This window comes from Erwinia sp. 198 (assembly GCF_003937915.1).
In the GTDB taxonomy this organism is placed as follows: Bacteria; Pseudomonadota; Gammaproteobacteria; order Enterobacterales; family Enterobacteriaceae; genus Erwinia; species Erwinia aeris.
This window is the reverse complement of record NZ_RHUM01000008.1, coordinates 108933-133557: the sequence shown is the minus strand read 5'-3', so window position 1 is coordinate 133557 and position 24625 is coordinate 108933. Positions and strand designations below refer to the sequence as shown.

Below are 24625 nucleotides of genomic sequence, written 5' to 3'. Positions count from 1 at the left end.
AATTAATATCCTAGTGCGATCCAACAAAAACCAATGCCACTACTTGTAGTACGGGATGAAAAAACAGAATTGTTAGCCACTTGTAGATAAACCACGCGACCTAAATCCTGGTTTGTACCTAAACTTCCGATAACAACCAGAGCTGCTCGTGGAAAGGCAATATTATAATTATGGTTTTCAATATTACTTGAGCCATTTGATGTAACGCCCCACTGAATGATAAAACCTGTGGCTATATCTTTAAACCAGCCCGCGCCGCTAAATTGTGTGGCCGGATTATTCGGGCTAAAAACCCGCTGTCCCATTTCTGTCAGATAGCGAGAAGTATTCAGATCGCCATTGCCATTGATTGTAACTCTACCTGTTTCGACAGAGTTATCTGAATTAACGGTACGTAGAACGAACCCACCTGAACCAGTGCCTCGGTTACAAATTAATGCACCTTCTCCTATACCGTTACTTTCATTCCATTGCATATACATGCCCTGAGAACTTCCAGGCATAGTATGGTTGTCAACAAAAATACCGGGCGCTTTTATGCCTCGGGAGCCAATAGTGCCGCCCTCGGCGGGAAAAGCCCCCACCTCTGCCGCGCTAAGCCCATTTTTTAACGCCAGGCTGCCCAAACCAAGATTGCCGCGCGCCTGCGCTACGTTATTCAGATCCGCAAGATTCTTGCCGCTCTGCAAATAACGGCCATCCAGCTGAGAGGTCGAGTTATTTAACAAGGCTTTTAACAGCGTGGCCTGTAATGCCGCTGTGTCACCATCGTCCAGTACATTATTACCGGATTTATCCGCCATAAAGCTCGCCACGACGGAAGCAATCGTTGATGCCTGTCGCCAGACCTTATTCAGCTGTTCGCTTCTGGCGATGCCGGTTTGAAAGCCGTTTGCCGTAGCATCCAGCGCTTCATAATCCGCCTGTGACAGCACGTTTGCGCTTTCGCCCGTAGCAAAAGGTTTAAAGTCATTTTTTGCCATCGTTATTCTCCATTAATTTCATAATTTACCGTGACGCCGGCAGGCTTGATCGCCAGATAGCCCTGCTTAATAATTTCTTTGGTAATAGTGGACAGGTTTTTTGCCGTTACATACACCGTTACGGTCATATCCTGATTATCGGTAAAGGTGATATCAATATCCTGCTTCGTATAGATTTCCTGCAGAATTGCGGGCAGCGTGTTAGCCGTGCCGTCCCACTTATTGGCGCCGATTTTTGCACGCAGCATCGTGCGATAATCTTCATCATCCACGTTGATAATGCCTGAGTCAGGTTCGTACCTGTCTTTCCAGCTGCCGAGATCGAAGCCCAGCGAGGCTTTATCAAAGGTAAAAAAGTAATCCTCAATCGGCGCATTAATACTTCTGGCCCGCCCGATCCACTCGCCTAAAATATCAAGCTGCGCGCCGGTAGCGTTGTCGATATCTAACGCCGTTACGATTTCGCTAAAGAGATCGATGATTTCTTTTTGCGGCCGCGTGGTTAAATCAACGTGCTCGACGTATTTCGCTTTTCCGCGATGGTAGTTGGTGATCAGATCGGTATAGTTCATGAGGTCACCGATATCTTAATATTATCCGCCTCGCAGCTGGCAAATTCGTTATAGCCGATAGCAATATTGCCTGAGGAAAGCGCGGCTTCGCTTTTTCCTGCCAGCAGGCTCAGGATGTCGTAGTACTGACTGTCCGTACTGTCCTGCCCTGTCGTCAGGTTAGCGGGCGAATAAAGACGGCTGAGCAGAACGCTGTTGCCGATCCCCAGACTATTGATATAGGCCGCCAGCGCCTTTTTGATTTTCTCTGCAACGGGGCTGGTATAGCCCGTTAGCGCTTTCAGCTCCAGCGACAGATAAACCGGCACCGGCACCGGCCGTGAAAAGCGGATCGCCTGGGGCGTGCCATAGCTGTCGGCAAGCGTTATGGTGGTGTTGCCAAACGTGCCTACGCCCAGAGATTTCTTTTTGCGAATAACGTCGGCAATCGTATTCGCGTCACCGCCCTGCACCACTGCCGAAATAGTATGGCCGGGCAGCCCATTCGTATCCTTATCATCACTGTCGTTCTGGTAAAGCTTATGCCCAACAACGCCTGCGATATTTGAAATCGCGCCATCCAGCGCGTCAAAAGTGGTCAATGCCGTCAATGAAACGCTTTGCGCCTGGCGCAGTCGCAGTTCTGCATCCGTTTCGGCAACGCTGCCCGTGGCCGCCGCATTCAGGTTGGTCACCGTCTGCCAGCCGCGCGTCGGCGTGTTGATTTGATTAACGGAACCGCTTACCGCCGCTATCGGCCCGGTTTCCGCGCAGGTGGCCGTCACGGTGACCGTTCCCGTGGTGGCAATCGTTACGCTTGCAGGCAGGTTCCAGATAACGTTATTACCGTCCCTGACCGAGCCGTTAACGATGGTGGTGCCCGGCATGCCGCCCAGCTGCACATCTACCGTTGAGTTGGTCGCGGGTTTACGCACGATACCGTTGATTTTTACATTGCGCGTCAGCGCGTCGCCCACCGCGGTAGAGGGCGAAAACGAGTTGTAGCAGGTTATCGCCATGTTATTGGCATCGTGGATCGCCAGCGCCATAATCGCTATCATCTGGCCGTCTTTGCTGTCCGGTTCCAGATATGCGTCGGTGCCATAAATCTGGCGGAAATAGTCGGTCAGCGCGCTGAGGATTGTCTGGTAATCAGGCGCGCCGATCCCCTGGGCCGTTATCGTTGCCGATAACCCCAGCCTGTCTGTCTTAAGAGCCATTATGCCTCGCTTGTTACTGTCGTCGTGCCGTACAGCGTTTCCACGCTTACCGTGAAAATTGCCCGGCGGGATGAAGAGTCGAACGTGGTATTAAAAGAGAGAATGGACTTAACGCCCTGGGTAGCAAGGATGCGCTGGCGCAGAACCATTTCTGCCGCCGCGCTGTTCTGCTTGCCGGTAAGCGATTGCAGCCAGGGCGTGCCTTCCGTGGTATCCAGAAACCATTGCCCATACCATAATTGCAGCCGCGTTTTAATCGCCTGCGCCACGCACGCCGGCGAGTTAACCAGGAAAGCGCTGTCCCCTTGACCAAAGGCGTAATCGCCGTCCTGCTCTTCTCTGCGATATCTCATTGCGGCCCCCTTGTGTAGCTGCTGCCGCTCTGGATGCCGCCATGGACGTGATCGATCTGGCTGACGCCACCAGCGGTCTGATCGCCGGTTGAGGTAATGTCCCCCCTGACATGCAGATTGCCGTTAAGCGTTAGCCGCGTAGTGGTGATATTGACCTCGCCGCTCTGTTTCAGCTCGATAAAGGCCTGACCTTCATCCGTGCGGATTTGCAAAGCTTCCGTGCTGATGGCGCTGATTTTTTCCTTCTGTGACTGCGGGCCGACCAGCGCGAAAGCGTCGGACAGATCGTGCTGACGCGGATCGACCGGTTCCTGCACGTCGCCGTTTTGCCACCAGAAGTCGATGCAGCGATCGCTGAAGATCACCAGGCATTCATCGCCCTTTTTAACGGGAAAGGTGATGGTACAGCCGCCGCCGCGTGGAAAAACGATGGGAACGTCGACCAGCAGGGGCAGCGCCTGAGAAACCGGCTGGCCGCTGGCATTGCGCACGCTGCCCTTAATGGCCGGCTGCACCACACAGGTTACGGTATCGGGATCGAAAGATTGAATAATGCCGGGTAAGGCTACGCGTAGCGTTGTGGACACCATGTCCGCTAAAGCCCGATACGCCTGAGCTTCCCCGCCAATCACTGACTGGATAGAAACGGGCATAAAAAACTCCAAAAAAAACCGCCTCGGGCGGATGGTTGAATTAGCGCGGCGCGGCGGCCGCCTTAAGCGCGGTCTGTTTATCCCGCACGACGCAGGTCAGGGTCATATACCACTTGCTATCGCGGGTCTGGCCCTCGTAAGTGATGCCTTTAACGATATAGACGCCATCGGCCGCGATATCGGCAGGCGGCAGCGCTTTCTTTTGCTCGTCCTGAGGCGCCGCCTGCGGCTGCGCTTTGCTTCCTTTTGCCGCCGCCTCTCTTTCTTCGGCGGCCGCACGGTTGACCGATTCCATGGCATTACGCATGCTGTTAAGCGCAGCCTGATTGATATGCACCAGACCATGCAGACGAAGCGTTGGGTCGATCAGGCATTTGATGTTGACCCCTTCCGTGGTCAGTTCGGGCGCGCCGATCATGCCGGTCTGGCTGTTCAGGACCACAATGCGATCGAGATAGCTTTCCTCCGGCACCATTTGCAGCTTGCCATCGACAAACTGCCAGGTCGCGCGACACTGCGCAGCCACGTTATCCATTACCCGACTGGCCGTTTGATAAAGCACCCGCCCCCTGGGAAAACGCGTGGGCGGCATGGTGCCGGTGGCGCCAGCGGTCACGCCGTAGGGATTAAAGCTGCGCAGGGTTAACCTGTGGATGGCGCTGGTATCGTAACCTGCGGCGACGGTAGTGTTGACCGTAGCCTCCATTGCGGCCTGGTGACCATCGATAGCCTGAATTTTCAATACGCTTTCCGGACTGGCCTGCGTAGATTCTTTGGTGCCGATTTTATCAATAAACGCATAGCGGATTTCGCCGCTAAAAATTTCGCCGTAGCTGGGGCCGCCTGGCTTAAGCGGCGGGTTTTCCACTACTTTCCCTACCATATAGTCAGGTATAACCGGCTCCTCTTCATTGTTATCCGGCAAGATGCCTGTATAGCCCGCGATAAGGCGCAGCTTTTTATATTTGCCGCTCACGATCGCGTTGCGGGTTTCCGCACTCAGGTTATAAATGCTGATAGTTGCCGTGCTGCCGCTGCTTTGCACATGCGTATTAATCACAAATTCGATGCTCAGATCGCCCAGCATAATCGACGCTTTACCGGCATCTTCCAGCAGCAGTTCGCAGTAGCGCATCCAGTTAACGCTCATGCCGCCTCCGTGATAATGCAAAGATGCGCGGTGTAACCGAGATCGTACTGACCCGGGGCGGTATTGCCGCTGCTGTCGGAAAACAGCCACAGGCCAAAGCCCAGCTGCAGATAAGCATACTGCGCCACCAGGTCGGCGCCGGTCACCAGCGGAATGCCCGCGATAATATCCGCGCCGTCGCTGTTTTGCAGATCGAGAAACCAGCCGCTTTCCCGCCAGATAATACGCATTTTGTAATCGATATTATTGATGGAAATATCGAACAGCTGATTATCGGGCGTCAGCGGAATTTCGGTAATAGTCATCAGCTGCTCCCCGTCCTGAGAACCGCATTCGCCGGGCCGGGCCTCGCGACTTTCTTGCCGCTATTCCGCACGGCAGAGGTCTTCGCGCCCTGCGCCATGTTTTCCTTTTCCGCACTGCTGACCGTTCGCGTCTGCGTAATCATCAGCTCGGTCAGGCCTAACGAGGCGAACAGCACGTGTTCCGTAGAAGGCTCTGTTGTCACGATAATCGAGGTAATCAGCATGTTGTTGTACAACCGCTTGCCGGTCACCACGGTCAGCGGCTGCCTGTTGGTCATCAGCTCCCGCAGATTTTGGTAGCTTTCTGCCGGGCTTAACGATGCCTGGATACCAAATTGTGTCGTATCCATAAAGTCCACCAGCGAACCGCCGCCGGAAAAGCCTACCTCCATAGTCAGCTGCGCAGGCGAGAGATAAGCATGATCGGCGATGGTGGCGCCCGCTTCGACAGGATGCGTGGTGACGGTCAGTTTGTCGGTGTGGCTCTCTTTCATCACCACATTGGGAATAAGTAAACCGATTTTACGTTTGCTTTGCATTAATAGCGTGGGGAAACCTTTTATCATACCGGCATATTCCTTACGGTCTGGACGAATTGCGAGTTCACATCGAACTGACTGTCCGCCACTCTCTGGGCCGTCAGGTGTGGCTCGCCACCCTGCACATAAATATTGGTTTCCTGCTGGATGCCCACGGTGCTGTCCGTTCGGCTCTGCGCTATTTCACTTTGCCAGGGTAAACGGCCGCCCATGCTGAAAGGCAGCGCGCCTGTCAGACTGTCATTGGCAGACCACGTCATCACGTTCGCCAGCATCCGGGCCTGCTGCGGGTTCAACGGGCTGTTTGGATCCGCCAAACCTGGCAATGAGATGTCCGACACGGCGGCCTGTGTCTCTCCGGCCATTTTTTTCACAAAGCGCCAGATTGGACTGTTGGCCAGCTTATTAGTGATATCGGTAAAGAAGTTATCGAAATAGTTCTTCACCTTATCCACGGCGGCGGTCATGCCCGCCGACCAGTTACCCGTCACAAAATCGGTAATAGCCTGTAGCCCACCCTTCCAGTCAAGCGTGCCTGCCGTAAGCCGGCCGAATTTCTCCAGCAGCCAGTCCAGCGCCTTTTTGGCCGCGTTGATGCCTGGCGCCCACTGATCCCAGTCAATCAGGGTTTTTCCGCCCTCCTGCCAGGTTTTATAACTGTCGTAAAGCGTGAAAAGCAGCGCCACCAGCGCCACGACTATTCCTATGGGCGAGAGTAAAAAAGCGCTGTTCAGCGCCAGCCAGGCCGCCGTCAATACGCCAAGCGTGACGATCAGCTCCTGCGAACTGCTATCCAGCGAGTCCCACCAGCCGCTTAAATCGGCCACCGCCTGGATCAGACGCAGCATGACCCTTTCCCCCACTTCAGCAAGCAGCAGCAGCAGGCTTACCGCGCCATCAAGCACGCGCTCGACGTCAGGCGCGTTGTCGGTCAGCTTCTTCGTGAAGTCGTCAAAGATGCTTCCCAGCCCCTCGTTTAGCCGGGTGCTGCTGTTGGTTTGCAGCAGTTCGACAACCTCATCAAACTTGCGCCTGGCCGTCATAAAGTGGTCGGCGCCGGAGACGGCCTGCGTCATATTGACGCCGAGAGAGTCGGAAAGCTGGTTATAGTCGCCGATAAATTTCCCCAGCCCTCTTTGCATGGCGGCCAGGATATCGGGCGCAAGTCCCAGACTATTGGCAGTCGCCAGCGCCTGCTCTTCCGGCATAGCGCCAAGCCTGCTGCTGGCCTCGCTGAAGAGTTCGCTGTCCGTTTTTTTCTGGCCGCTGGCGTCGCGCGTTGCCACGCCCAGCTTATTCAGGCGCGCTTCCGCGCCCGGCTTATTAATGAGGGTCTGGAAAGCTTTCGCTATGGCATCGTTGCTGAGGCCGGTCTGGGCCGCGCCGTATTCCAGCGCGTTGAGATCGCCCGCTGGCGTACCGGCATTCTGCGCACGGACGCCAAGCTGCTCCAGACGACTGGCGAAGCGGTTGATGTAGTCCACCAGCGCTTTACCCGCCTGCTCTACCGTCTGTTTGATCTTTTGCAGATCGAGCGCCTTTGCCGCCTGTTCGTTGTTTTGCCAGCCCGGCGCCTCAACAAACTGCCTGACTTTTTGCCAGCTGGCGGCCTCCGCCGCCAGCTGTGTATCCAGCACCATCAGAAAATTTTTTGTATTTTCAGCGTTCATTGGCCTGTTTCCATTGCTCAATGCGGTGTTGATTATCCGCTTTCAGATCCAGCCAGTCGTTCAGGCGAGCAATATCCGCCAGATCCACTGAGCCATCCTTGAGCGCGGTGTAGCTGATAAGCCCGGCATCCACCGGGCGCATCAGAAAATCTTCCCCGTCAGGAAGCGTTTCCAGCGTCAGCCCGCTGCCGGGACCTCGCTCCTGCTGACGGGGAGTTCGGGCAAAAAACTGCCCAGCGAATCCTCCACTACCCGCAGCACCAGCTTCAGCATGGTGATCAGATCGAGGTCATCGAACATCAGCACACCCTGAGAGAAGATCGGCACCCAGCTTTTTGCCTGCTGGCGCGAGACTACTGCCAGGCAGGGATGCAAAATCGCATTGGTGTCTTCCTCGCTCATGTCGGCCAGAGAGTGCGCAATAGCGGGCAGAGCTTTTTCCAGCACCTGGAAATAGTCGCCCTGCGCCGCCGCCGATTTCACCGTGTTGATATCGGAGAGCAGCCCGGCCAGCAGCGGCAGCAGCTTTCGCGAGACTTTAAGCTGTTGAAAAACGTCCAGCTTAGCGATACGGAACGTGGTTTCGTTGAGTGTGAATTCCATCGATTAATATTCCCCCATCACCACATCGATTTTGATGCAGTCGAAGATCCAGGCTGTGGTGCCGCCCTCTTTGGCGAATTTACGATCTGGCAGCTTCTGAAAAGCCACGCCGCGCGCGGTGATGACTTCACCCGAGGCGCTGTTGCGGATCACGATAATATTTTTCCCCCAGCTGGCAGAGCTTGCGCTCTGCGCGTTATAGGCCAGCGAAAGCTTTTTATTCACCGGCGAGGTTTCCAGCAGGTTAACGGTAATCTGGCCGGACGTGCCCGGCAGCAGGGTATTCATCCCTTCGCCGTCAATCCCCAGCTTCATGCTGTTTTTATTTTCCTTCATGGAAACGGTAATGCCCTCTTCCGAGCTACCGGAACCGCTTCCCAAATCAAATACCGCGCCCGGGCCAATAAAAGAGGCGGTAACATCCATAAATGAATAGGCAGACATATTTTTTTCCTTAGCGAACAACGTTAATTTGGACATCGGCGTAGTGCACGGCACCGGCCAGTTTGCAGGCAACCTGCATCAGTGGCGCTTTACGCGCTTCGCGATCGGCCTGCGACTGCAGCGCCAGCGGCTGGGCATAGACGTAATAGCCTTTGGTAAGCATGTCGCCGGCAGCCAGCTGACCAATCTCGCCACCGTTCCAGACGCCCGGCGCGATCAGCCCGTTGGTCACGGCCTGATCCATCGATGCCTCCACGTTGCCCATCAGCCGGGTAATGCCCGCTTCGGTCTGCGGAATTTTGCTGGCAGAGGTGTAGAGCAGGTTATACAGGTTGGTCTGCACGAAGTTTTGCAGCCAGTCCAGCCCGTGGCGCTCATCAAAGAAGTCGCCGTTAGCCATGACGCCCTGTTGCAGAATGGCGCTGTCGTTGGCGAAAAGGACATAGACGTTGGCCCTTTTGCTTTCCAGCGCGGCGGCCTGCCTGGCGTTCAGGGTTTCATAAGCGATGCCCGGCTCCTGCTTAAATTTCAGCGTCAGCGTGGTGTTGCTGCCGTTGAAATTAACGGTAAAGGCACGGGCGAACGCGGAAATCGCGGCAAAGCGGCTGCGGGTGGAATACTGCACGAAGGTGCGCGCATAGCCTGCCGCTTTCAGCCGGGCGGCGACGTCCGTGGTGGAAGTCGCATCCAGCACCGCTGCGCTGCCGGTGGTAACGGCAAAGACGCGGCTTTGACCGGCCGATTCGATAGCCGCCGCCACGCCGAGTACATCTTCATCGCTGATAACGTCGTCTGCGGCAGTCGCCACGGCCAGGCCGTACCAGTTAGCATATTCCAGCGCGGCGTTGACGGCTTCGATCAGCGTTTCGGCCTTACCCTCCTCGCCCGTGGCGAGCGTTTTAGCCCAGCGGCCGATATAAAGCTGCTGCGGCTGCGGCGACTGCGCAAACCAGACGGCTGCCGCCTGGTACTCCGGGGAATCCAGGCCAAAGTCGGCCCCGATATCGGCGGCGGCGGTATAAAGACGTAGCCGTTCCGTAAGAGGGATCACCGTGGCGCTCCCCATAATCAGCATTGAGCCAAAGTTACGACCGGAAGCGGCAACGGGTGACATCAGGACGTCAACATTCACGATGCCGGATAAAGGCAATCCTTGAGGCATATTTTATTCTCCAAAAAATTGAACGGGTGTTTCCACCAGTGAGTAAATTCCGTAGAGACGGAATATTTTACGAACAACATTGACCGTTAATTCATAACGGCGGGTCTGAACGTTATTAACCGTTTCCAATAGGGTGGTAATATCGCTGCAATCGCTGACGCCAAGCGAAAGCTGTTTTAAAGCGGCAAGATTTTGCGTCAGCGTATTTCCGTCGCGAAAACGAGCGGCATAAAGCTGGGCGGAAGGGCCATAAAAATGCAGTCGGCATTCCATCAGCTCATCCCGCCACAGCTGGACATTGTCCTCCTGTTGGTTAGTCAACACGGGCGTGCCTTCGGCGGCGATTTTCATCACCATAAAAGCGCAGCCGCTTTCGCCGGTCGGCAGCCATGCAGGCGGCGATGCGCCGTCGTCAACCGCCACCCGATCGGCAGCCAGGCCGGTAAGCCCCTGGATCCACGTGCTGAGTTGTTGTTCCAGCGCGGCGTCCCTGGCTGGTTCGTCATTAAGCGGCGTCAGCCAGCCGGCTGTTTTACTGGTATTCGTCACCAGCACACCTCCTGTTAGTTATTGCAATGAAAAGCAAATTGCAGGCAGCAGAAAAGCGGATGAAAAGATTTCATCCGTCGGGATATAACGCTTATTAAGGCTGACACTGCTGGCGAATATAATCCTGTAATCCCGCTATCTGAATGCGGGCCGTCGCTATTCTTTCTCTGAGAGTGAAATAATACCGTTGAGCGGCGTCAGTAAGTCGGGGGCCGGCTGCATCAGCCACGCCGACGGCGCGGGCCGTGGTGGCGCTGTGGCAGCTGGCGGCGAGCTGCAGCCTGCGCTGGCCAGCAGCAACATCATGCTCAAGCTGGCCAGCGTTTTCCCTGGCCTGTTGCAGTTGCGAAACATATTTTTTATCCATAGCGGCCGCGGCGTTAAGCCGTTGCTGTAGCGTATTAACCTGCTCCTGCTGCTGCCGAAGCTGATTACGGGTATCCACATAGTGGGAATGATAAAAAAGCGCGGTTTTTACTGCGGCTAACATAACAACCGACAGAAAAATAAAGATTAGCCATTTAGCGTTCATTCATTTCATCCGTTTTCTCCTTTTATTTATCAGAAATAAGCCAGCTTGCGGTTTACGCCGTTAATTTTAACGGTGATATAGCCTGCAGGCGTTGCGGTCGCCGCAGGCGCTTCCGCCACTGCCGTCGTCAGCGTCGCCAGGCTGCCGTCAAAGCCATAACCGGCAGTGCCGTTGTGAAAATTCATCACCGTAGAAAGCGTGACGCGTTTAGTGGTATCCAAATCTGTGACTTCTGAGAAGTCGGCGCTGAACAGCGAGCACTCTCCCGCCTCAAAGCGCGACGGGCCGGTCGTTTTCAGATTGACCATCACGTCGCCGCACTGCGCCTTGAGCTTGATCCAGACTTCGCCGTACAGGCCTTTGCTGTCGCTGGTTCTCACAATGCAGTCGACCACGCCCGAATCCCCTTCATAATGCAGGTTGCCGCCAACGGAGCTGGCGCCGCGATAGAGGTTCAGATAGGCCTTACCACAGACGTTGGTCAGCAGCGGCGCATCGGCAGGCTGCGTAACGGTGTCCCTTAGGGTTTTGCCGTGCATTTCCAGATGCCAGTGCTGGTTGGCATGAGGGAAAAAGAATTTGCCGACGCGGAACCATTTATCCTCATCCGTCGCGTTGCTGACGCGGTAGCCGGAATACCAGCCGGCCTTCAGGGAACCGGTCATCTCCGAGCCGTAGTTTTCATCACGGCGCCAGCCGTATTCAAAGCCTGACAGCCATGGCGTACCGGATCTGCTCAGGTCGACTTTGGCTCCGGACTGGAGGCTGAGGGCGCGCATCGTGGCCTTGGTGTAGTTCAGCTTCAGCGGGTTTTCAGAAGACTCGATGCTCAGCGCGTCAATAATCCACTGGCCGTTGCTCAAATCGCCGGGAAAACGCGTGTGTTCAATCCACACGTTGCGGATTAATCCCTGGGTGACGCGCGGCATATAAAGCGTGGCGTCGCTGTATCCTTTCTGGAAGTTACAGTTCGACAGCTCGACCGCCGTTGAGTGATCCCAGACGCCAATAACAGAATCCGACCACTGGATATCAAACACTCGCGCATAGGTGGTATTGCTGTAAATCTGATCCAGACGCGTATCCAGCGTATCGAGCAGTTTGAAAGCGGCGCCGCCGATATTCTCAATGCGGCAGCAGGTAATATTAACGAACTCGCCTTCAATCACGGTATTTTCAAAAAAGGGCTGCGTGTTGCTGACCATTTCCGGCGTAATCACGCCCGTATTGGTTTCGGTGTCGGCCGTAGCCTGACCGTCCCAGAAAATGCCGCGGATAGCGGTGCGGCGCGCTTTCACTTTAAATACCGTCGCAGCGGACTGGTCGGAAACAATAATGGTGCGCGGCGACACGCCGTATTCGCAGTCGTCACCGTACAGGCTGAAATAGTTGATTTCGCCTTCGCCGGTAAGATCGACCGGGTTTACCAGAAATTTCCCGGCCGGGAAGCGAATACCCACGCCGTGGATCGGATTTTTGCTGGTATCGCTAATCGGCGATGAAAAAGCCTGCCCCCATTTATACATATTGATGCAGGCGTCATGGTTGACTTTACCGTTGTCCGCATCGAAATTACTGTCGCCGCGCAGTCGCTTGCCGCCGAAATGGTAGATATTAATATCCTCGACGTTATCAATGATACGCTTCCAGTAATAGCCGCCGCCCGTCGCTACCGCCACGGAGCCGCCATCGTCCTTTGACGCTGCTATCGACGCATCAATAAAGCCAACGAAACGCCCGCCGCCCTGAAAGGTAGAGTCTTTATCGTAATAACGTTTCAGCATGGCGATATCGCCTGAGGCGGAAGGTTTTGTGGTGCGTAACTCTGCAAATGAATTAACTTCAATCATCATGATTTCCTTTGGTTGTTGGTTATTTATTTTTATGAATAGGGCATAGCGAAACATCGCGTTTTGTAGCGAGTTAAATAAAAACAGGACAGCCTTATTTTTTTAGAAAAAGAGCGACCTCTCTTTTTCTGCGTGGCAGCAGTATGTCAGCCAGCTGACCGGCTCTCTTCCATAACAGCATGGCTCCTGCAGCACCCTCATAATCGCCATCGTTTAATTTCCTCAGCACCGTCGACCCATTAAAAGCGCTGACGCCGATGTTAAACACCAGGCTACATAAAGCGTCATACTGATTTTGTGTCAGTCTGACGCTGACTTTTTCATTAATAAAACCCTCCACATGTGAAATATCCGCAAGCAGCAGATTATTACTTTGCTCTGGCGTAATGACCATGCCATCCGCTATCGTCTTATTAGCAACCAGGCCCGTATGTCCTACGCCGATAGTTAATATGCCGCGACTATCCCGATAGGCCTTGAGTTTTTCACCTTCTTCCTGCTTGATAAAGCTGATACCGTCAGGGCTGATTTCCATCTGGCTCTCCCGTTCTTTTGTTGATCCAGCGCTTTAACTTTTCGCTGATATAGTCATTACCCACGTAGCCAATATAAACGGCAAAAACCTGGGCGGCGGCCTCGGGCATATTCCAGTTCAGCAGCGCACCAATTACCTGCAGCGTCGGCGCAGCAAAGAAAGCCAGCGCGCTGCACGACACCGCGTCCAGCACACGCTTGCTCCAGGGGGTGCGGGCACAAGCGCTGCGCAGCAGGGAAAACATGGCGGCGATGCCGGCATAGCCCCATTCTGTTTTATGGCTGTAAAGCCAGAGTCCGACACTGGCCCAAAAGCCTGGCTCCTGAGGAAACATGCTTTATATCTGGCCTCCTGTATCATTACGGCGCAGGGAAAGCTTGCTCCCTACATCGTTTTTTGGGATGTATTTTAAAGTTTTTTTATCTTTTGATTATTTATATGTTGCCAGATTATTGCGGGCTATTCGTTACGAAAACCTTTTGATTTTTTATTTCTACCTGCCTGTCACTAATCCATACTGCTACATTAAGGGGTTTATTTCGTAACGAAAACCCTTTTCTTTAATATCTTTTACAGCCGGTTGTTTATATTCATGATGCTATATTACTGCGGGGGACTCGTTACGAAAACCTTTTCCTGCTTTATTTCTCCCTGCCTGTCACTAATCCATGCTGCTACATTAAAGGGTTTATTTCGTAACAAAAACCATTTTCTTTAATATCTTTTACAGCCGGTTGTTTATATCCATGATGCTATATTACTGCGGGAAACTCGTTACGAAAACCTTTTCCTGTTTTATTTCTCCCTGCCTGTCATTTGTCCATACTGCTACATTAAGGGGTTTATTTCGTAACGAAAACCCCCTGGCGCTAATTTTTTCTTTAAGAACTCAGGAAAGCTTCAGGCATAAAAAATGCACTCCTGCCTGCCAATAAGGCAGGCAACGGAGTGCATATAGAAGATATTCTCTTTGTGGTTCGTAATCGTTAAAGAACCATATTGCTAATTTATCCGTATAAATTCGTTACGAAAAGCCCTTATCAATATTATTTCTGCCGTGTATGCAAATTGCGTAACAACATAGACTTGCCTTACGACATCTGGTCATAATTAAATTATTCTTTGCTTTTATATTTTTATATTCGTAACGAAGAAATTTTATACCCAGGCATCCATTTCCAGCTCCGCATCGCTCATAATTATACAGGCGTCAATAAAGGTTTCGGCTATCATCAGCTGGTTCCTTACTTTGCCTTCCGAGCATTTCTTTTTTCGGGCAATGGCGGATTTGGAGATATTATAGAGGTAGTGCAGGATAATCAGCTCGACCTCGTCCGTACGCCCGACCTTGTGCAGTTTGGCGATGGCCGCATCGACAATCAGCCCGTCGCTGTCGCTACAGGAGAGCCGGCTTCTCCGCTCATCCGGCAGCAGCCCTTTAAAGCCCGCCGCAACTGGCGACCAGTCAAGCTGCGTGCCCTCTGCCACAGCCCAACCGCCCCAACGCTCCAGTACTTTTTGTATATTACGCATCAACCGACCTCCTTTTCTTACCTGATTCTTATGTGGCCTGCCCGATCGGGCAGGATGACTGTGGCGACGAATTATACTAAACTGCATTATCTGATGAAGCATAATCGCCTTAACAACACCTATTCTAATGCAAAAACGCATAATTGCAACGTTAGCGCGCAATAACAGGAAGATAAAATGATCTTTGATTTGGATGTATTCAACAGTAACATCAAGCACTTGATGGAAAGAGAGGGCATCGGCAGCGTGACGGAGCTCTCTAAAAAGGTCAGGCTGCAGCAGTCCACCCTGCACCGGCTGCTGACGGGAGAAGTGAAAGACCCAAAGTACACCACGCTGAAGTCTCTGGCGGATTATTTTCACGTTTCGCCCATCGATCTGATCGAGCGCGACTTACAGGCATCGGCTGCGCAACATGCGCCGGGTATGACAGGCGAACTTCACTCGCTGGTGCTGCATAAGGTGCCGGTACTGGGCAATACTCAACTTGGCCACAGCGGCTACTGGAGCGATATGCAATATCCTGTTGGCAATGGTGATGGGTTTCTACGCTGGCCTTCCTGCGATCGCGACGTCTACGCACTGAAATGCGTAGGGGATTCGATGATGCCAAGGATCAAAGAGGGTGAGTTTGTGATCGTGGAGCCGAATCAGAACTTTCATCCGGGCGATGAGGTGCTGGTGGTCACCAGCAGCGGCGAGGTGATGGTAAAAACCTTCCTGTTTAAACGCGACGGCTTTTACCATCTGCTGCCGGTTAATGAGGATCATGCACCGATCCGCCTGCCGGTTGAAGAGGTTACGCAGATGCAGTATGTCGCCGGCATTGCGAAATCTTCGCTCTGGCATCCATGAGCAACAACGGCTGGCTAAACCCGAAGACAGGCCGTGGGAAACGGTCGTTCGGTGTGGTAAATTACGCCCTTCTTCCGTTAAGGGTATTCGCTGAACATGGCTTTACTGATCACTAAACGCTGCATCAATTGCGATATGTGCGAGCCGGAGTGCCCGAACCAGGCGATTTCCATGGGCGAAAGCATTTACGAGATCGATGTGAACCGCTGTACGGAGTGCGTGGGTCATTACGACACGCCAACCTGTCAGCAGGTTTGCCCTATTGATAATACGATTATCAGCGATCCGGAATGTGTGGAAAGCAGCGACAGGCTGTGGGAAAAGTTTGTGCTCCTGCATCACGTCACCTCCTGAACGGGCGATCTCTGAGGCGCGCAGCGGTCGGACTGGCGATGCAACCAGCCCGACCGAATTAGCTTTCGATAATTACCGTAGCGCAGGCGTAGTGACGCTCGTCCGCCAGCGTCACATGAACGTGCGCGACGCCCAACTTTTGCGCCACCTCCGCCGCCTGCTGAAAGAAACGCAGCCCCGGCTTGCCCAGCTCGTCGTTGTAAACCTCAAACTGGTTAAAAGCCAGGCCGCCGCGTATACCGGTACCAAACGCCTTGGCCGCCGCCTCTTTTACCGCAAACCGCTTGGCAAGAAAGCGCACCGGCTGCTGATGCGCCTGATACTGCGCCCATTCGTTTTCGCTCAGCACGCGTTTCGCCAGCCTGTCGCCGGAGCGGGAAATCACGCCTTCGATACGGTCGATTTCCACGATATCCGTGCCCAGCCCCAGAATAGCCATTAGCGACGCGCTTCCCGCATCAACGCCTTCATCTCGCTTACCGCCTCGGCAAGCCCGCTCATCACTGCACGGCCGATAATAGCGTGTCCGATATTTAGCTCATGCATCTGCGGCAGCGCGGCGATCGGCTGCACGTTATGGTAGGTCAGCCCGTGTCCCGCATTCACCTTCAGGCCTTTATTGTGCGCATAGGCCGCCGCATCTTTAATACGGCGGAACTCCGCGTCGCGTACCGCGCCCTCCTCCGCTTCCGCATAGGCGCCGGTATGAATTTCGATATAGGGCGCACCCGAGGCCATGGCGGCATCAATCTGTCGATGGTCAGGATCGATAAACAGCGAGACCTGAATGCCCGCCTCTTTCAGGCGCGAAACGGCAAAGGTGATTTTTTCCTGCTGGCCCGCCACGTCCAGGCCGCCTTCGGTGGTGACTTCTTCGCGCTTTTCCGGCACCAGACAGCAGAAATGGGGTTTGATCTCGCAGGCGATGGCGACCATTTCATCGGTCACGGCCATTTCGAGGTTCATGCGCGTCTGAATGGTCTGACGAAGAATTCTGACGTCACGGTCGGTAATATGGCGACGATCTTCGCGCAGATGGACGGTGATGCCGTCTGCACCGGCCTGCTCGGAAACAAAAGCAGCCTGTACCGGATCGGGATAATGCGTGCCGCGAGCGTTGCGCACGGTGGCGATGTGGTCGATATTGACGCCTAACAGGAGTTCAGCCATAACAAACCTCAGAATAATGTACGAGGGCTACAGTGTACGTCCGCGCCGTTCCCCGGTACAGCCAGGCGACTTTACTCGGGCGCGTCCGCGCGTTTTTTCGGCACGAACTGTCGAAAAAGCTCCTGACTCTTCAGGGGTTTTCCGCCCAGATAGGGCTTGAGCGCCATGCGGGTGAAACGCTTGGCGGCCCTGAGCGCCTCGCTATCCGGAAAGCTGCGTTCATAAAGCGCCCGCAGCTCGCGTCCGGTAAAGCTTTTATGGCTTTTTACCAGGCTGGCGATAAACCCTTTTTCCTCGCGATAGATATAGGTCATATCATCCGTCACCTCTTCGCCGCTGCCCGCGCAGTGCAGGAAATCGACGCCGTAGCCAAGATGGCCCAGCATCGCCAGCTCGAAACGGCGTAGCGCCGGTTCCGGCGAGCCGACGCCCGCAGCCAGTGCCTGAATACAGTGCAGATAGTCGAAAAAAAGCTCGGTAAAGGCGGTTTCCTGCTCCAGCACGCGAGCTATCAGCTCGTTAACGTACAGGCCGCAGTAGAGGGAAATACCGCTCAGAGGAAGGGCAAGAGAGATGGGTTCGGCGCCGCGCAGGGTTTTCACCTCGCCGCGCCCGCCCCAGCGCACCAGCAGCGGCGTAAAAGGCTGTAAGGCGCCTTTCAGGCTGGAGCGCTTGCCGCGCGCGCCTTTGGCCAGTACGCGCACGCGACCGTAGTTTTCCGAAAAGAGATCGAGCATCAGGCTGGTTTCGCTGTAGGGACGTCCGTGCAGGACAAATGCGCGTTGCCAGCCTTCCATCAATTACAGATCGTCTACGTAACCCAGGCTACGCAGCGCACGTTCGTCGTCTGCCCAACCGGATTTAACCTTCACCCACAGCTCCAGGTGGACTTTGGCTTCAAACATTTCTTCCATGTCTTTGCGCGCTTCAATACCAATGGTTTTGATCTTCGCGCCTTTGTTGCCGATAACCATTTTCTTCTGGCCTTCGCGCTCGACCAGGATCAGGCCGTGGATGTCATAGCCGCCGCGCTCGTTGGTCACAAACTGCTCGATTTCCACCGTTACCGAATAAGGCAGCTCGGCGCCCAAAAAGCGCATCAGCTTTTCACGGATCATCTCGGAGGCCATAAAGCGCTGCGAGCGATCGGTGATGTACTCTTCCGGGAAGTGATGTTCCGCTTCCGGCAGGCGCTTGCGCACGATGCTGGCGATGGTATCAACGTTTTTACCGGTTTCGGCAGAGATCGGCACCACGTCCATAAAGTTCATCTGCTGGCTCAGGAACTGCATATGCGGCAGCAGAATGCTTTTATCGGTAACGTTGTCGACCTTGTTGATCGCCAGCAGCACCGGCACCTTGTTCTCTTTCAGCTTGTTCAGCACCATTTCGTCATCGGCCGTCCAGCGCGTGCCTTCCACGACGAAAATCACCAGCTCGACGTCGCCGATTGAGCTGCTGGCCGCACGGTTCATCAGGCGGTTGATCGCCCGCTTCTCTTCCATATGCAGGCCCGGCGTATCGACGTAGATCGCCTGATAGCCGTCTTCCGTATGGATGCCCATAATGCGATGGCGCGTGGTTTGCGGTTTACGCGAGGTAATGGAAACCTTCTGCCCCAGTAACTGGTTCAGCAGCGTGGATTTTCCAACGTTCGGGCGGCCTACGATAGCAATAAAGCCGCAATGGGTGGTTTGTTCGCTCATTCAAGTCCCAGCTTAATCAGCGCCTGTTCGGCCGCTGCCTGCTCAGCTTTGCGACGACTGGAGCCGGTTCCCACAACCGGATCCGTCATGCCGCTTACCTGGCAGTGGATAGTAAATTCCTGGTCATGCGCTTCGCCACGCACCTGCACCACCAGATAGGAGGGCAGCGGCAGATGGCGACCCTGCAGATACTCCTGCAGACGCGTTTTTGGATCTTTCTGTTTGTCGCCCGGGCTAATTTGATCGAGACGACTGGCGTACCAGTCGAGGATCAGCTGTTCCACCGTCTGGATATTACTGTCCAGGAACACGCCGCCAATCAGCGCTTCTACGGTATCTGCCAGGATCGACTCGCGACGATAGCCGCCGCTTTTCAGTTCGCCTGGCCCCAGACGCAGGCATTCGCCTAAATCGAATTCCCGGGCCATCTCCGCCAGGGTATTGCCCCGCACCAGCGTGGCGCGCATCCGGCTCATATCCCCTTCGTCCACGCGTGGAAAACGGTGATAGAGCGCGTTGGCAATGACGTAACTGAGGATAGAGTCGCCCAGAAACTCCAGTCTTTCATTGTGTTTACTGCTGGCGCTGCGATGGGTCAACGCCTGCTGCAACAGCTCCTGATGGGTAAAAGTGTAGCCCAACTTCCGCTGGAGCCTGTTAATTACGATGGGATTCATGCGTTACCAATATCTTAATGCGAAAATTTTCCTGCACAGGGAACAGGGCTGGACACGCCAACACGAGACTGTTTCGTGTGCAGTGGCTCCCCGAGGGAAGCCACCCTTTTGCAGCGGCGCCTGCGCACCGTCAGTGAATACCGCCAATACGGCTCAGGCGAACGCCGGTCGGCCATTGCCCTTCCTGCTTCTCAAAGCTCATCCAGATAGCGGTGGCTTTGCCGACCAGATTTCTTTCCGGCACGAAGCCCCAGTAGCGGCTGTCGGCGCTGTTGTCGCGATTATCGCCCATCATGAAATACATGCCGGCAGGCACGACCCACGTGGACTGCGGCTGGCCCGGCTGCTGATAGTAAGAGCTTGCCTGGCTTTGCGCCTGGGTAACCAGCAGTATGCGGTGCGTGACGTCGCCCAGCGTTTCGTTACGCGTAGCGAGACGCAGACCGCCGCGGATGGTTTCTCCCTGCGGCTTCTGCCAGAAACCGTTGCCGGTTTCGTTGCCGTCAAAGCCGCTGAAGGTCTGGATAAAATCGCTTGGCTCAACGTCGGAATAGGTGATCGGCAGCGCCGTATCGCAGGTTTTTTCTGGCGCGCAGGCCGGATTCACCGTCACGGTTTTGCTCTGCGGATCGTAGCTGACACGGTCGCCAGGCAGCCCTACCACGCGTTTAATATAATCCATGCTTGGATCTCTCGGGTACTTAAACACCGCGATATCGCCGCGCTTAGGGTGCCCGGTTGGGATTAGCGTGGTCTGCGTGATCGGATCTTTAATCCCATAGGCGAATTTCTCTACCAGGATAAAGTCGCCAATCAGCAGCGTCGGCATCATCGACCCTGACGGGATCTGGAAAGGCTCATAGATAAAAGAGCGCACCACAAACACCAGCAGCAGCACCGGGAAAACGGACGCGGCCGTCTCTATCCAGCCCGGCTGACCGGTTTTTTTCTCGCCCACATTGTCTGCTGAAGCCTCCGCAAGCGCCTGGCTGGCCCTGCGGGCCGGCGCCCACTTGTATCTGTCCACGCACCAGATAATACCGGTTACGAGCGTTGCTATCGCCAGTATCAGGGCGAACATATTAGCCATTCCAGTTCCCTCGTCGTCTTAGGCTTTACTTACTCTCTTTACCCACATGCAGAATGGCCAGGAAGGCTTCCTGAGGCAGTTCGACGTTACCGACCTGCTTCATACGCTTCTTACCGTCTTTCTGCTTCTGCAGCAGCTTTTTCTTACGGCTGACGTCGCCGCCGTAGCACTTCGCCAGCACGTTTTTACGCAGCTGTTTAACAGTAGAACGGGCAATAATGTGGTTGCCGATGGCCGCCTGGATCGCGATGTCAAACTGCTGACGCGGGATCAGATCTTTCATCTTCTCCACCAGCTCGCGGCCACGGTACGGCGCATTATCGTTGTGGGTAATCAGCGCCAGCGCGTCAACGCGCTCGGAGTTGATCAGCACATCAACGCGCACCATGTTGGAAGCCTGGAAGCGTTTAAAATTGTAATCCAGCGACGCGTAGCCACGGGAGGTAGATTTCAGACGGTCGAAGAAGTCCAGCACCACTTCCGCCATCGGGATGTCATAGGTCAGCGCCACTTGGTTACCGTGGTAAACCATGTTGGTCTGCACGCCGCGCTTTTCGATACACAGCGTAATAACGTTGCCCAGGTATTCCTGTGGCAGCAGCATATGACACTCCGCGATCGGCTCGCGCAGCTCTTCGATATTGTTCAGCGGCGGCAATTTGCCCGGGCTGTCGACATAGACGGTGTCGCCTGAGGTGGTCAGAACTTCATACACTACCGTCGGCGCCGTGGTGATCAGCTCGAGATCGTATTCACGCTCCAGACGCTCCTGGATGATCTCCATATGCAGCAGACCCAGGAAGCCGCAGCGGAAGCCGAAGCCCAGCGCGGTAGAGCTTTCCGGCTCGTAGAACAGCGAGGCGTCGTTAAGGCTCAGCTTGCCCAGCGCGTCGCGGAAAGCTTCATAGTCGTCAGAGCTGATCGGGAACAGGCCCGCATAGACCTGCGGCTTCACTTTCTTGAAGCCAGGCAGCGCTTTTTCCGCCGGGTTACGCGCCAGCGTCAGCGTATCGCCCACCGGCGCGCCCAGAATGTCCTTGATGGCGCAAACCAGCCAGCCTACTTCGCCGCAATGCAGCGCATCGCGATCGACTCGCTTCGGGGTGAAGATACCCAGACGGTCAGCGTTGTACGTCTGGCCAGTACTCATTACCTTGATTTTTTCGCCCTTGCGCAGCGTGCCGTTTTTGATACGCACCAGCGAGACAACGCCCAGATAGTTATCGAACCAGGAGTCGATAATCAGCGCCTGCAACGGGCCTTCCGGATCGCCTTCCGGCGGCGGGATATCGCGCACCAGACGTTCCAGCACGTCGGGCACGCCGACGCCGGTCTTGGCCGAACAGCGCACGGCGTCGGTGGCATCGATACCGACGATATCCTCGATTTCCTGCGAGACGCGATCGGGATCGGCGGCCGGCAGGTCAATCTTGTTCAGTACCGGTACCACTTCCAGATCCATTTCCATCGCGGTGTAGCAGTTGGCCAGCGTCTGCGCTTCCACACCCTGACCGGCATCCACCACCAGCAGCGCGCCTTCACAGGCCGCCAGCGAGCGGGAAACCTCATAGGAGAAGTCAACGTGACCCGGCGTGTCGATAAAATTGAGCTGGTAAGTTTCACCGTCAGGGGCGTGGTAGTCGAGCGTTACGCTCTGCGCCTTGATGGTAATGCCGCGCTCGCGCTCCAGATCCATAGAATCCAGTACCTGAGCCGCCATTTCGCGTTCGGTGAGGCCACCGCAGATCTGAATCAAACGGTCAGAGAGCGTCGATTTGCCGTGGTCGATATGAGCGATGACAGAAAAGTTTCTTATATGCTTCATTTATATGAATTTTTTCGCTTAAACGTTCGGTTTAGTTCTTGCGGTGGACAGAGCCGTAGAGACCGACTGCAATGTACCCGCCATCAATGAGCACGCATCTTACACTGTTAGCCCCCGCCACGAAAGAATTCACATGCATAGCGTATGATTTCCCTGCGGGCCGCGCGTCTACTGCTGTAATCGTGACCGCAGCGCGGCAGGAGACGCGCCGGGACGCAGGATAGCGATAGGGGTAAAAGTGCCGACGGCCTGCCGGATTAAGCGTTAGTCGGTTTCAACGCGCAGCGCATCTGGCGGAAGCGCCACGCTCAAAATCACCGGATGAAAAGAGGCGGATTTACCTAAATAGCCGGAAATGCCTTTAGCAATGATAAACCCGCCGATGCCGCCAAGCAGCGCGCCCGCAGCGGCAGCCAGATCGCTGTGAAACAGCATCTGAAACAGGCCGGCCACGATAAACAGGCCCAGCAGCGGCGTCATATAGACCAGCAGCGCCGAGCTGAGCAGGCTCTTCTCTTCAATGCCCAGTTCAATACGCTGCCCCGGCGCCAGCGGCTCCGCGCTGGCTATTTTCATCACGTGCGCGTTCTTTGGCCCAAGCTTGTTCAGCATATGGCTGCCGCAGCCTTTACGGGCGGAACAGCCGCTGCAGGAGGTTTTCATTTCTGAATGCAGCGTCGCCACACCGTTGTGCCAGGAGACCACCGTGGCCCATTCTCTCATCATTTTGCGCTACCTATGCTGTCAGCGATACGCTTGGCGGTTGAAGGAGGAAGCTCGCCAACCACCGTGATCTCTTTATTATTGCGTATTTCTGTATGCACCGTACGTCGTCCCGTGCGCAATTGTTGCGATGCGCTGTTTTTGTCCGCCGCGCTGACGTTGATCGAGAAGCTGAATAGTCCGTCAGAATAGAGGCGCGACTCGACCGGCTTGTTCAGCGAAGGGATCTGTCTGCGGCTTTGCGTAACCTCTTTCATGCCGTTCGGCAACCACGACGGTTTCCATGCGAAGGTGGCTTTATCGCTGGCCGGTACCGAAAGCGACGGCGGCAGGCTGGCTTTATCCAGCCCCTGCATCATTTTTCTGACGCCGTCATCCACCGCGAAGCTAACTACGCGATATTGCTCCAGCGTTTCGCCGTCCCGATCGAGCAGATCGACCCTCAGCGGCAGCCGGGTATCGCTGTCCAGCCAGACAATATAGCTATAGCGGGTGCCGTCGCGCGCCACGATGCGGATCACTTCACAAAGCTGATCGGCAATACGCGTCCGCCCCACCGGCACAAAATCGTAATACTCGGACAGCTTCTGAAAATCCGCGAACACCAGCGACGGCAGCGAATCAACGATATGTTTGCCGGGCAGGGTAAAAGGCTCCAGCCCTGGTTCGAAATAGCTGATCTCGTTACCGCGTTGAACGATCTCGCGGCGCGGCCCATCCATCTGCAGCAGCTGTGCGTAGGTTTTACTGTCCAGAACGGCATGGCGAAAACGCAGCGACTCAATGCCCAGCCGCGAGACGTTGATATAGGCGAGTTCGTAATTGAGGGACTGGCTGGCCTGCTCCATCTGTTGCAACAGCGCCCCGGACGTGGTTTGCGCCGGGGCGAAGGAGGAATAAAACAGGCTGCCAGCCATAAGGCTGACGGCGCACCAAAGCTGCTTCATTACTGCTGCTGAATTCCTAACGACTGGTTACCCGGCACCTGAACAGCAGCCTGCTGGGCAGGCGTCTGCTCGAACTGCATGCTCTCCGAATGCAGACGGCGCTGCAGCTCGTAATCCTGCAGCATCGCGTTAACGCGACGACGCTTATCCTGCACCTGCTGCGGCGCATTGCTGTTGGTTTCCGACGGCACGCCCAGGCTGACCGGCGACGCCTGCCCCATCATCGGCAGCGTATTGAATACCGGTGACTCTGACTGCGACTGCCCTTCAGCAGGCTGGTTATAGTGCTGTACGCCTACGATTACCGCGAGCGACACGCACGCCGCCACGCCGACCTGCGTAAGCTGCGCAGCCCATGGACGCACCTTGTGCCAGAACGGCAGCTTGTCATAGCTCTGCGGTTCGGGCTGCGCCTCCGGTATCGCTCTCTTCAACGGCAGCGGTTCTTTTTCGATAGCCGCCGCGACTTTCGCCGCGATATCGAAATGCATTACCGGCGCAACGTCGCCACGCAGGGTATCGCGGATAAGATGATGGCTTTCCCACTGTTTTTGCAGCACAGCGTCTTCAGACAATGCGGACAAAACTTCATTATCTAAAGTTTCACCATCCATTAAAGCGGAAAGTTGTTCTTTCTGCATGCCTC

General features: G+C 55.0%; 31 protein-coding genes. 2 read left to right on the top strand and 29 right to left on the bottom strand.

Annotated features, from left to right (window positions below; all coding sequences use genetic code 11):
- Nucleotides 1–2: 2 nt before the first annotated feature.
- The 19 genes from EGK14_RS12875 to EGK14_RS12785 all read right to left on the bottom strand — a co-directional run bounded on the left by EGK14_RS12875 (nt 3) and on the right by EGK14_RS12785 (nt 14632).
- Entirely contained in the window at nt 3–983 is a 981-nt protein-coding gene (locus EGK14_RS12875; protein ID WP_125289497.1) for a hypothetical protein, read from the bottom strand.
- Between the two features lie 2 nt (nt 984–985).
- Nucleotides 986–1555 (bottom strand): DUF2612 domain-containing protein, encoded by a 570-nt coding sequence (locus EGK14_RS12870; RefSeq protein ID WP_125289496.1) that lies wholly within the window; start codon nt 1553–1555, stop codon nt 986–988.
- On the bottom strand, nt 1552–2754 hold the full coding sequence (locus EGK14_RS12865) for a baseplate J/gp47 family protein (RefSeq protein ID WP_125289495.1): 1203 nt from the start codon (nt 2752–2754) through the stop codon (nt 1552–1554). The genes EGK14_RS12870 and EGK14_RS12865 overlap by 4 nt, the downstream gene beginning before the upstream one ends.
- A complete protein-coding gene (locus EGK14_RS12860) occupies nt 2754–3107 on the bottom strand; it encodes a hypothetical protein (protein ID WP_125289494.1) in 354 nt (117 codons plus the stop codon). The genes EGK14_RS12865 and EGK14_RS12860 overlap by 1 nt, the downstream gene beginning before the upstream one ends.
- A complete protein-coding gene (locus EGK14_RS12855; protein WP_125289493.1) occupies nt 3104–3760 on the bottom strand; it encodes a Gp138 family membrane-puncturing spike protein in 657 nt (218 codons plus the stop codon). Before EGK14_RS12855 ends, EGK14_RS12860 begins: the two co-directional genes overlap by 4 nt.
- Nucleotides 3761–3800: 40 nt before the next feature.
- Nucleotides 3801–4910 (bottom strand): hypothetical protein, encoded by a 1110-nt coding sequence (locus EGK14_RS12850; RefSeq protein WP_125289492.1) that lies wholly within the window; start codon nt 4908–4910, stop codon nt 3801–3803.
- Complete coding sequence (locus tag EGK14_RS12845) at nt 4907–5215, bottom strand: hypothetical protein (RefSeq protein WP_125289491.1); 309 nt, start codon at nt 5213–5215, stop codon at nt 4907–4909. The genes EGK14_RS12850 and EGK14_RS12845 overlap by 4 nt, the downstream gene beginning before the upstream one ends.
- Nucleotides 5215–5781 carry a phage baseplate protein gene (locus EGK14_RS12840; RefSeq protein ID WP_233598492.1) on the bottom strand — a complete coding sequence of 189 codons (567 nt, stop codon included), beginning with the start codon at nt 5779–5781 and terminating at the stop codon, nt 5215–5217. The genes EGK14_RS12845 and EGK14_RS12840 overlap by 1 nt, the downstream gene beginning before the upstream one ends.
- Nucleotides 5778–7424, bottom strand: a complete 1647-nt coding sequence (locus EGK14_RS12835; protein ID WP_125289490.1) for a hypothetical protein — start codon at nt 7422–7424, stop codon at nt 5778–5780. Before EGK14_RS12835 ends, EGK14_RS12840 begins: the two co-directional genes overlap by 4 nt.
- On the bottom strand, nt 7414–7566 hold the full coding sequence (locus EGK14_RS12830) for an NTP pyrophosphohydrolase (protein WP_125289489.1): 153 nt from the start codon (nt 7564–7566) through the stop codon (nt 7414–7416). The genes EGK14_RS12835 and EGK14_RS12830 overlap by 11 nt, the downstream gene beginning before the upstream one ends.
- A gap of 35 nt (nt 7567–7601) precedes the next feature.
- On the bottom strand, nt 7602–8027 hold the full coding sequence (locus EGK14_RS12825) for a phage tail assembly chaperone (RefSeq protein ID WP_125289488.1): 426 nt from the start codon (nt 8025–8027) through the stop codon (nt 7602–7604).
- Nucleotides 8028–8030: 3 nt separating this feature from the next.
- The gene (locus tag EGK14_RS12820) at nt 8031–8471 is read right to left on the bottom strand and encodes a phage protein (RefSeq protein ID WP_125289487.1); all 441 of its coding nucleotides are present in this window, start codon (nt 8469–8471) and stop codon (nt 8031–8033) included.
- Nucleotides 8472–8481: 10 nt separating this feature from the next.
- On the bottom strand, nt 8482–9633 hold the full coding sequence (locus EGK14_RS12815; RefSeq protein ID WP_125289486.1) for a DUF3383 family protein: 1152 nt from the start codon (nt 9631–9633) through the stop codon (nt 8482–8484).
- 3 nt (nt 9634–9636) lie between these two features.
- The gene (locus tag EGK14_RS12810; RefSeq protein WP_125289485.1) at nt 9637–10182 is read right to left on the bottom strand and encodes a hypothetical protein; all 546 of its coding nucleotides are present in this window, start codon (nt 10180–10182) and stop codon (nt 9637–9639) included.
- 156 nt (nt 10183–10338) lie between these two features.
- Nucleotides 10339–10488 (bottom strand): Rz1 family lipoprotein, encoded by a 150-nt coding sequence (locus EGK14_RS21880; protein WP_125289618.1) that lies wholly within the window; start codon nt 10486–10488, stop codon nt 10339–10341.
- Between the two features lie 255 nt (nt 10489–10743).
- Nucleotides 10744–12564 carry an amylovoran biosynthesis protein AmsF gene (locus EGK14_RS12800; RefSeq protein WP_125289617.1) on the bottom strand — a complete coding sequence of 607 codons (1821 nt, stop codon included), beginning with the start codon at nt 12562–12564 and terminating at the stop codon, nt 10744–10746.
- A gap of 94 nt (nt 12565–12658) precedes the next feature.
- Nucleotides 12659–13099, bottom strand: coding sequence for a lysozyme (locus EGK14_RS12795; RefSeq protein ID WP_125289484.1), 441 nt, complete (start codon nt 13097–13099; stop codon nt 12659–12661).
- A complete protein-coding gene (locus EGK14_RS12790) occupies nt 13083–13433 on the bottom strand; it encodes a phage holin, lambda family (protein WP_125289483.1) in 351 nt (116 codons plus the stop codon). The genes EGK14_RS12795 and EGK14_RS12790 overlap by 17 nt, the downstream gene beginning before the upstream one ends.
- A gap of 824 nt (nt 13434–14257) precedes the next feature.
- Nucleotides 14258–14632: an antiterminator Q family protein gene (locus EGK14_RS12785; RefSeq protein WP_125289482.1), complete on the bottom strand. Its 375-nt coding sequence runs from the start codon at nt 14630–14632 to the stop codon at nt 14258–14260.
- Between the two features lie 177 nt (nt 14633–14809).
- On the opposite strand from EGK14_RS12785, the gene EGK14_RS12780 reads away from it, so the two are divergent.
- Complete coding sequence (locus EGK14_RS12780) at nt 14810–15487, top strand: S24 family peptidase (RefSeq protein ID WP_125289481.1); 678 nt, start codon at nt 14810–14812, stop codon at nt 15485–15487.
- A 96-nt stretch (nt 15488–15583) separates the two neighbouring features.
- Nucleotides 15584–15841 carry a YfhL family 4Fe-4S dicluster ferredoxin gene (locus EGK14_RS12775; protein WP_125289480.1) on the top strand — a complete coding sequence of 86 codons (258 nt, stop codon included), beginning with the start codon at nt 15584–15586 and terminating at the stop codon, nt 15839–15841.
- A gap of 58 nt (nt 15842–15899) precedes the next feature.
- Here EGK14_RS12775 and acpS read toward each other — a convergent pair whose 3' ends face one another.
- The 10 genes from acpS to rseA form a co-directional block, all read right to left on the bottom strand.
- Complete coding sequence (acpS, locus tag EGK14_RS12770) at nt 15900–16280, bottom strand: holo-ACP synthase (protein ID WP_125289479.1); 381 nt, start codon at nt 16278–16280, stop codon at nt 15900–15902.
- On the bottom strand, nt 16280–17011 hold the full coding sequence (gene pdxJ, locus EGK14_RS12765; protein WP_125289478.1) for a pyridoxine 5'-phosphate synthase: 732 nt from the start codon (nt 17009–17011) through the stop codon (nt 16280–16282). Before pdxJ ends, acpS begins: the two co-directional genes overlap by 1 nt.
- A 71-nt stretch (nt 17012–17082) precedes the next feature.
- On the bottom strand, nt 17083–17808 hold the full coding sequence (recO, locus tag EGK14_RS12760; RefSeq protein WP_125289477.1) for a DNA repair protein RecO: 726 nt from the start codon (nt 17806–17808) through the stop codon (nt 17083–17085).
- 3 nt (nt 17809–17811) lie between these two features.
- Nucleotides 17812–18717, bottom strand: coding sequence for a GTPase Era (gene era / locus EGK14_RS12755; RefSeq protein WP_125289476.1), 906 nt, complete (start codon nt 18715–18717; stop codon nt 17812–17814).
- Nucleotides 18714–19394: a ribonuclease III gene (rnc, locus tag EGK14_RS12750; protein WP_125289475.1), complete on the bottom strand. Its 681-nt coding sequence runs from the start codon at nt 19392–19394 to the stop codon at nt 18714–18716. Before rnc ends, era begins: the two co-directional genes overlap by 4 nt.
- Nucleotides 19395–19524: 130 nt before the next feature.
- Nucleotides 19525–20484, bottom strand: a complete 960-nt coding sequence (gene lepB, locus EGK14_RS12745; RefSeq protein WP_125289474.1) for a signal peptidase I — start codon at nt 20482–20484, stop codon at nt 19525–19527.
- Nucleotides 20485–20509: 25 nt separating this feature from the next.
- The gene (lepA, locus tag EGK14_RS12740; protein ID WP_125289473.1) at nt 20510–22309 is read right to left on the bottom strand and encodes a translation elongation factor 4; all 1800 of its coding nucleotides are present in this window, start codon (nt 22307–22309) and stop codon (nt 20510–20512) included.
- A gap of 264 nt (nt 22310–22573) precedes the next feature.
- Nucleotides 22574–23035 carry a SoxR-reducing system protein RseC gene (rseC, locus tag EGK14_RS12735; protein ID WP_125289472.1) on the bottom strand — a complete coding sequence of 154 codons (462 nt, stop codon included), beginning with the start codon at nt 23033–23035 and terminating at the stop codon, nt 22574–22576.
- Complete coding sequence (gene rseB / locus EGK14_RS12730; RefSeq protein WP_125289471.1) at nt 23032–23979, bottom strand: sigma-E factor regulatory protein RseB; 948 nt, start codon at nt 23977–23979, stop codon at nt 23032–23034. The genes rseC and rseB overlap by 4 nt, the downstream gene beginning before the upstream one ends.
- Nucleotides 23979–24620, bottom strand: coding sequence for an anti-sigma-E factor RseA (gene rseA, locus EGK14_RS12725; protein ID WP_125289470.1), 642 nt, complete (start codon nt 24618–24620; stop codon nt 23979–23981). Before rseA ends, rseB begins: the two co-directional genes overlap by 1 nt.
- Nucleotides 24621–24625 lie beyond the last annotated feature (5 nt).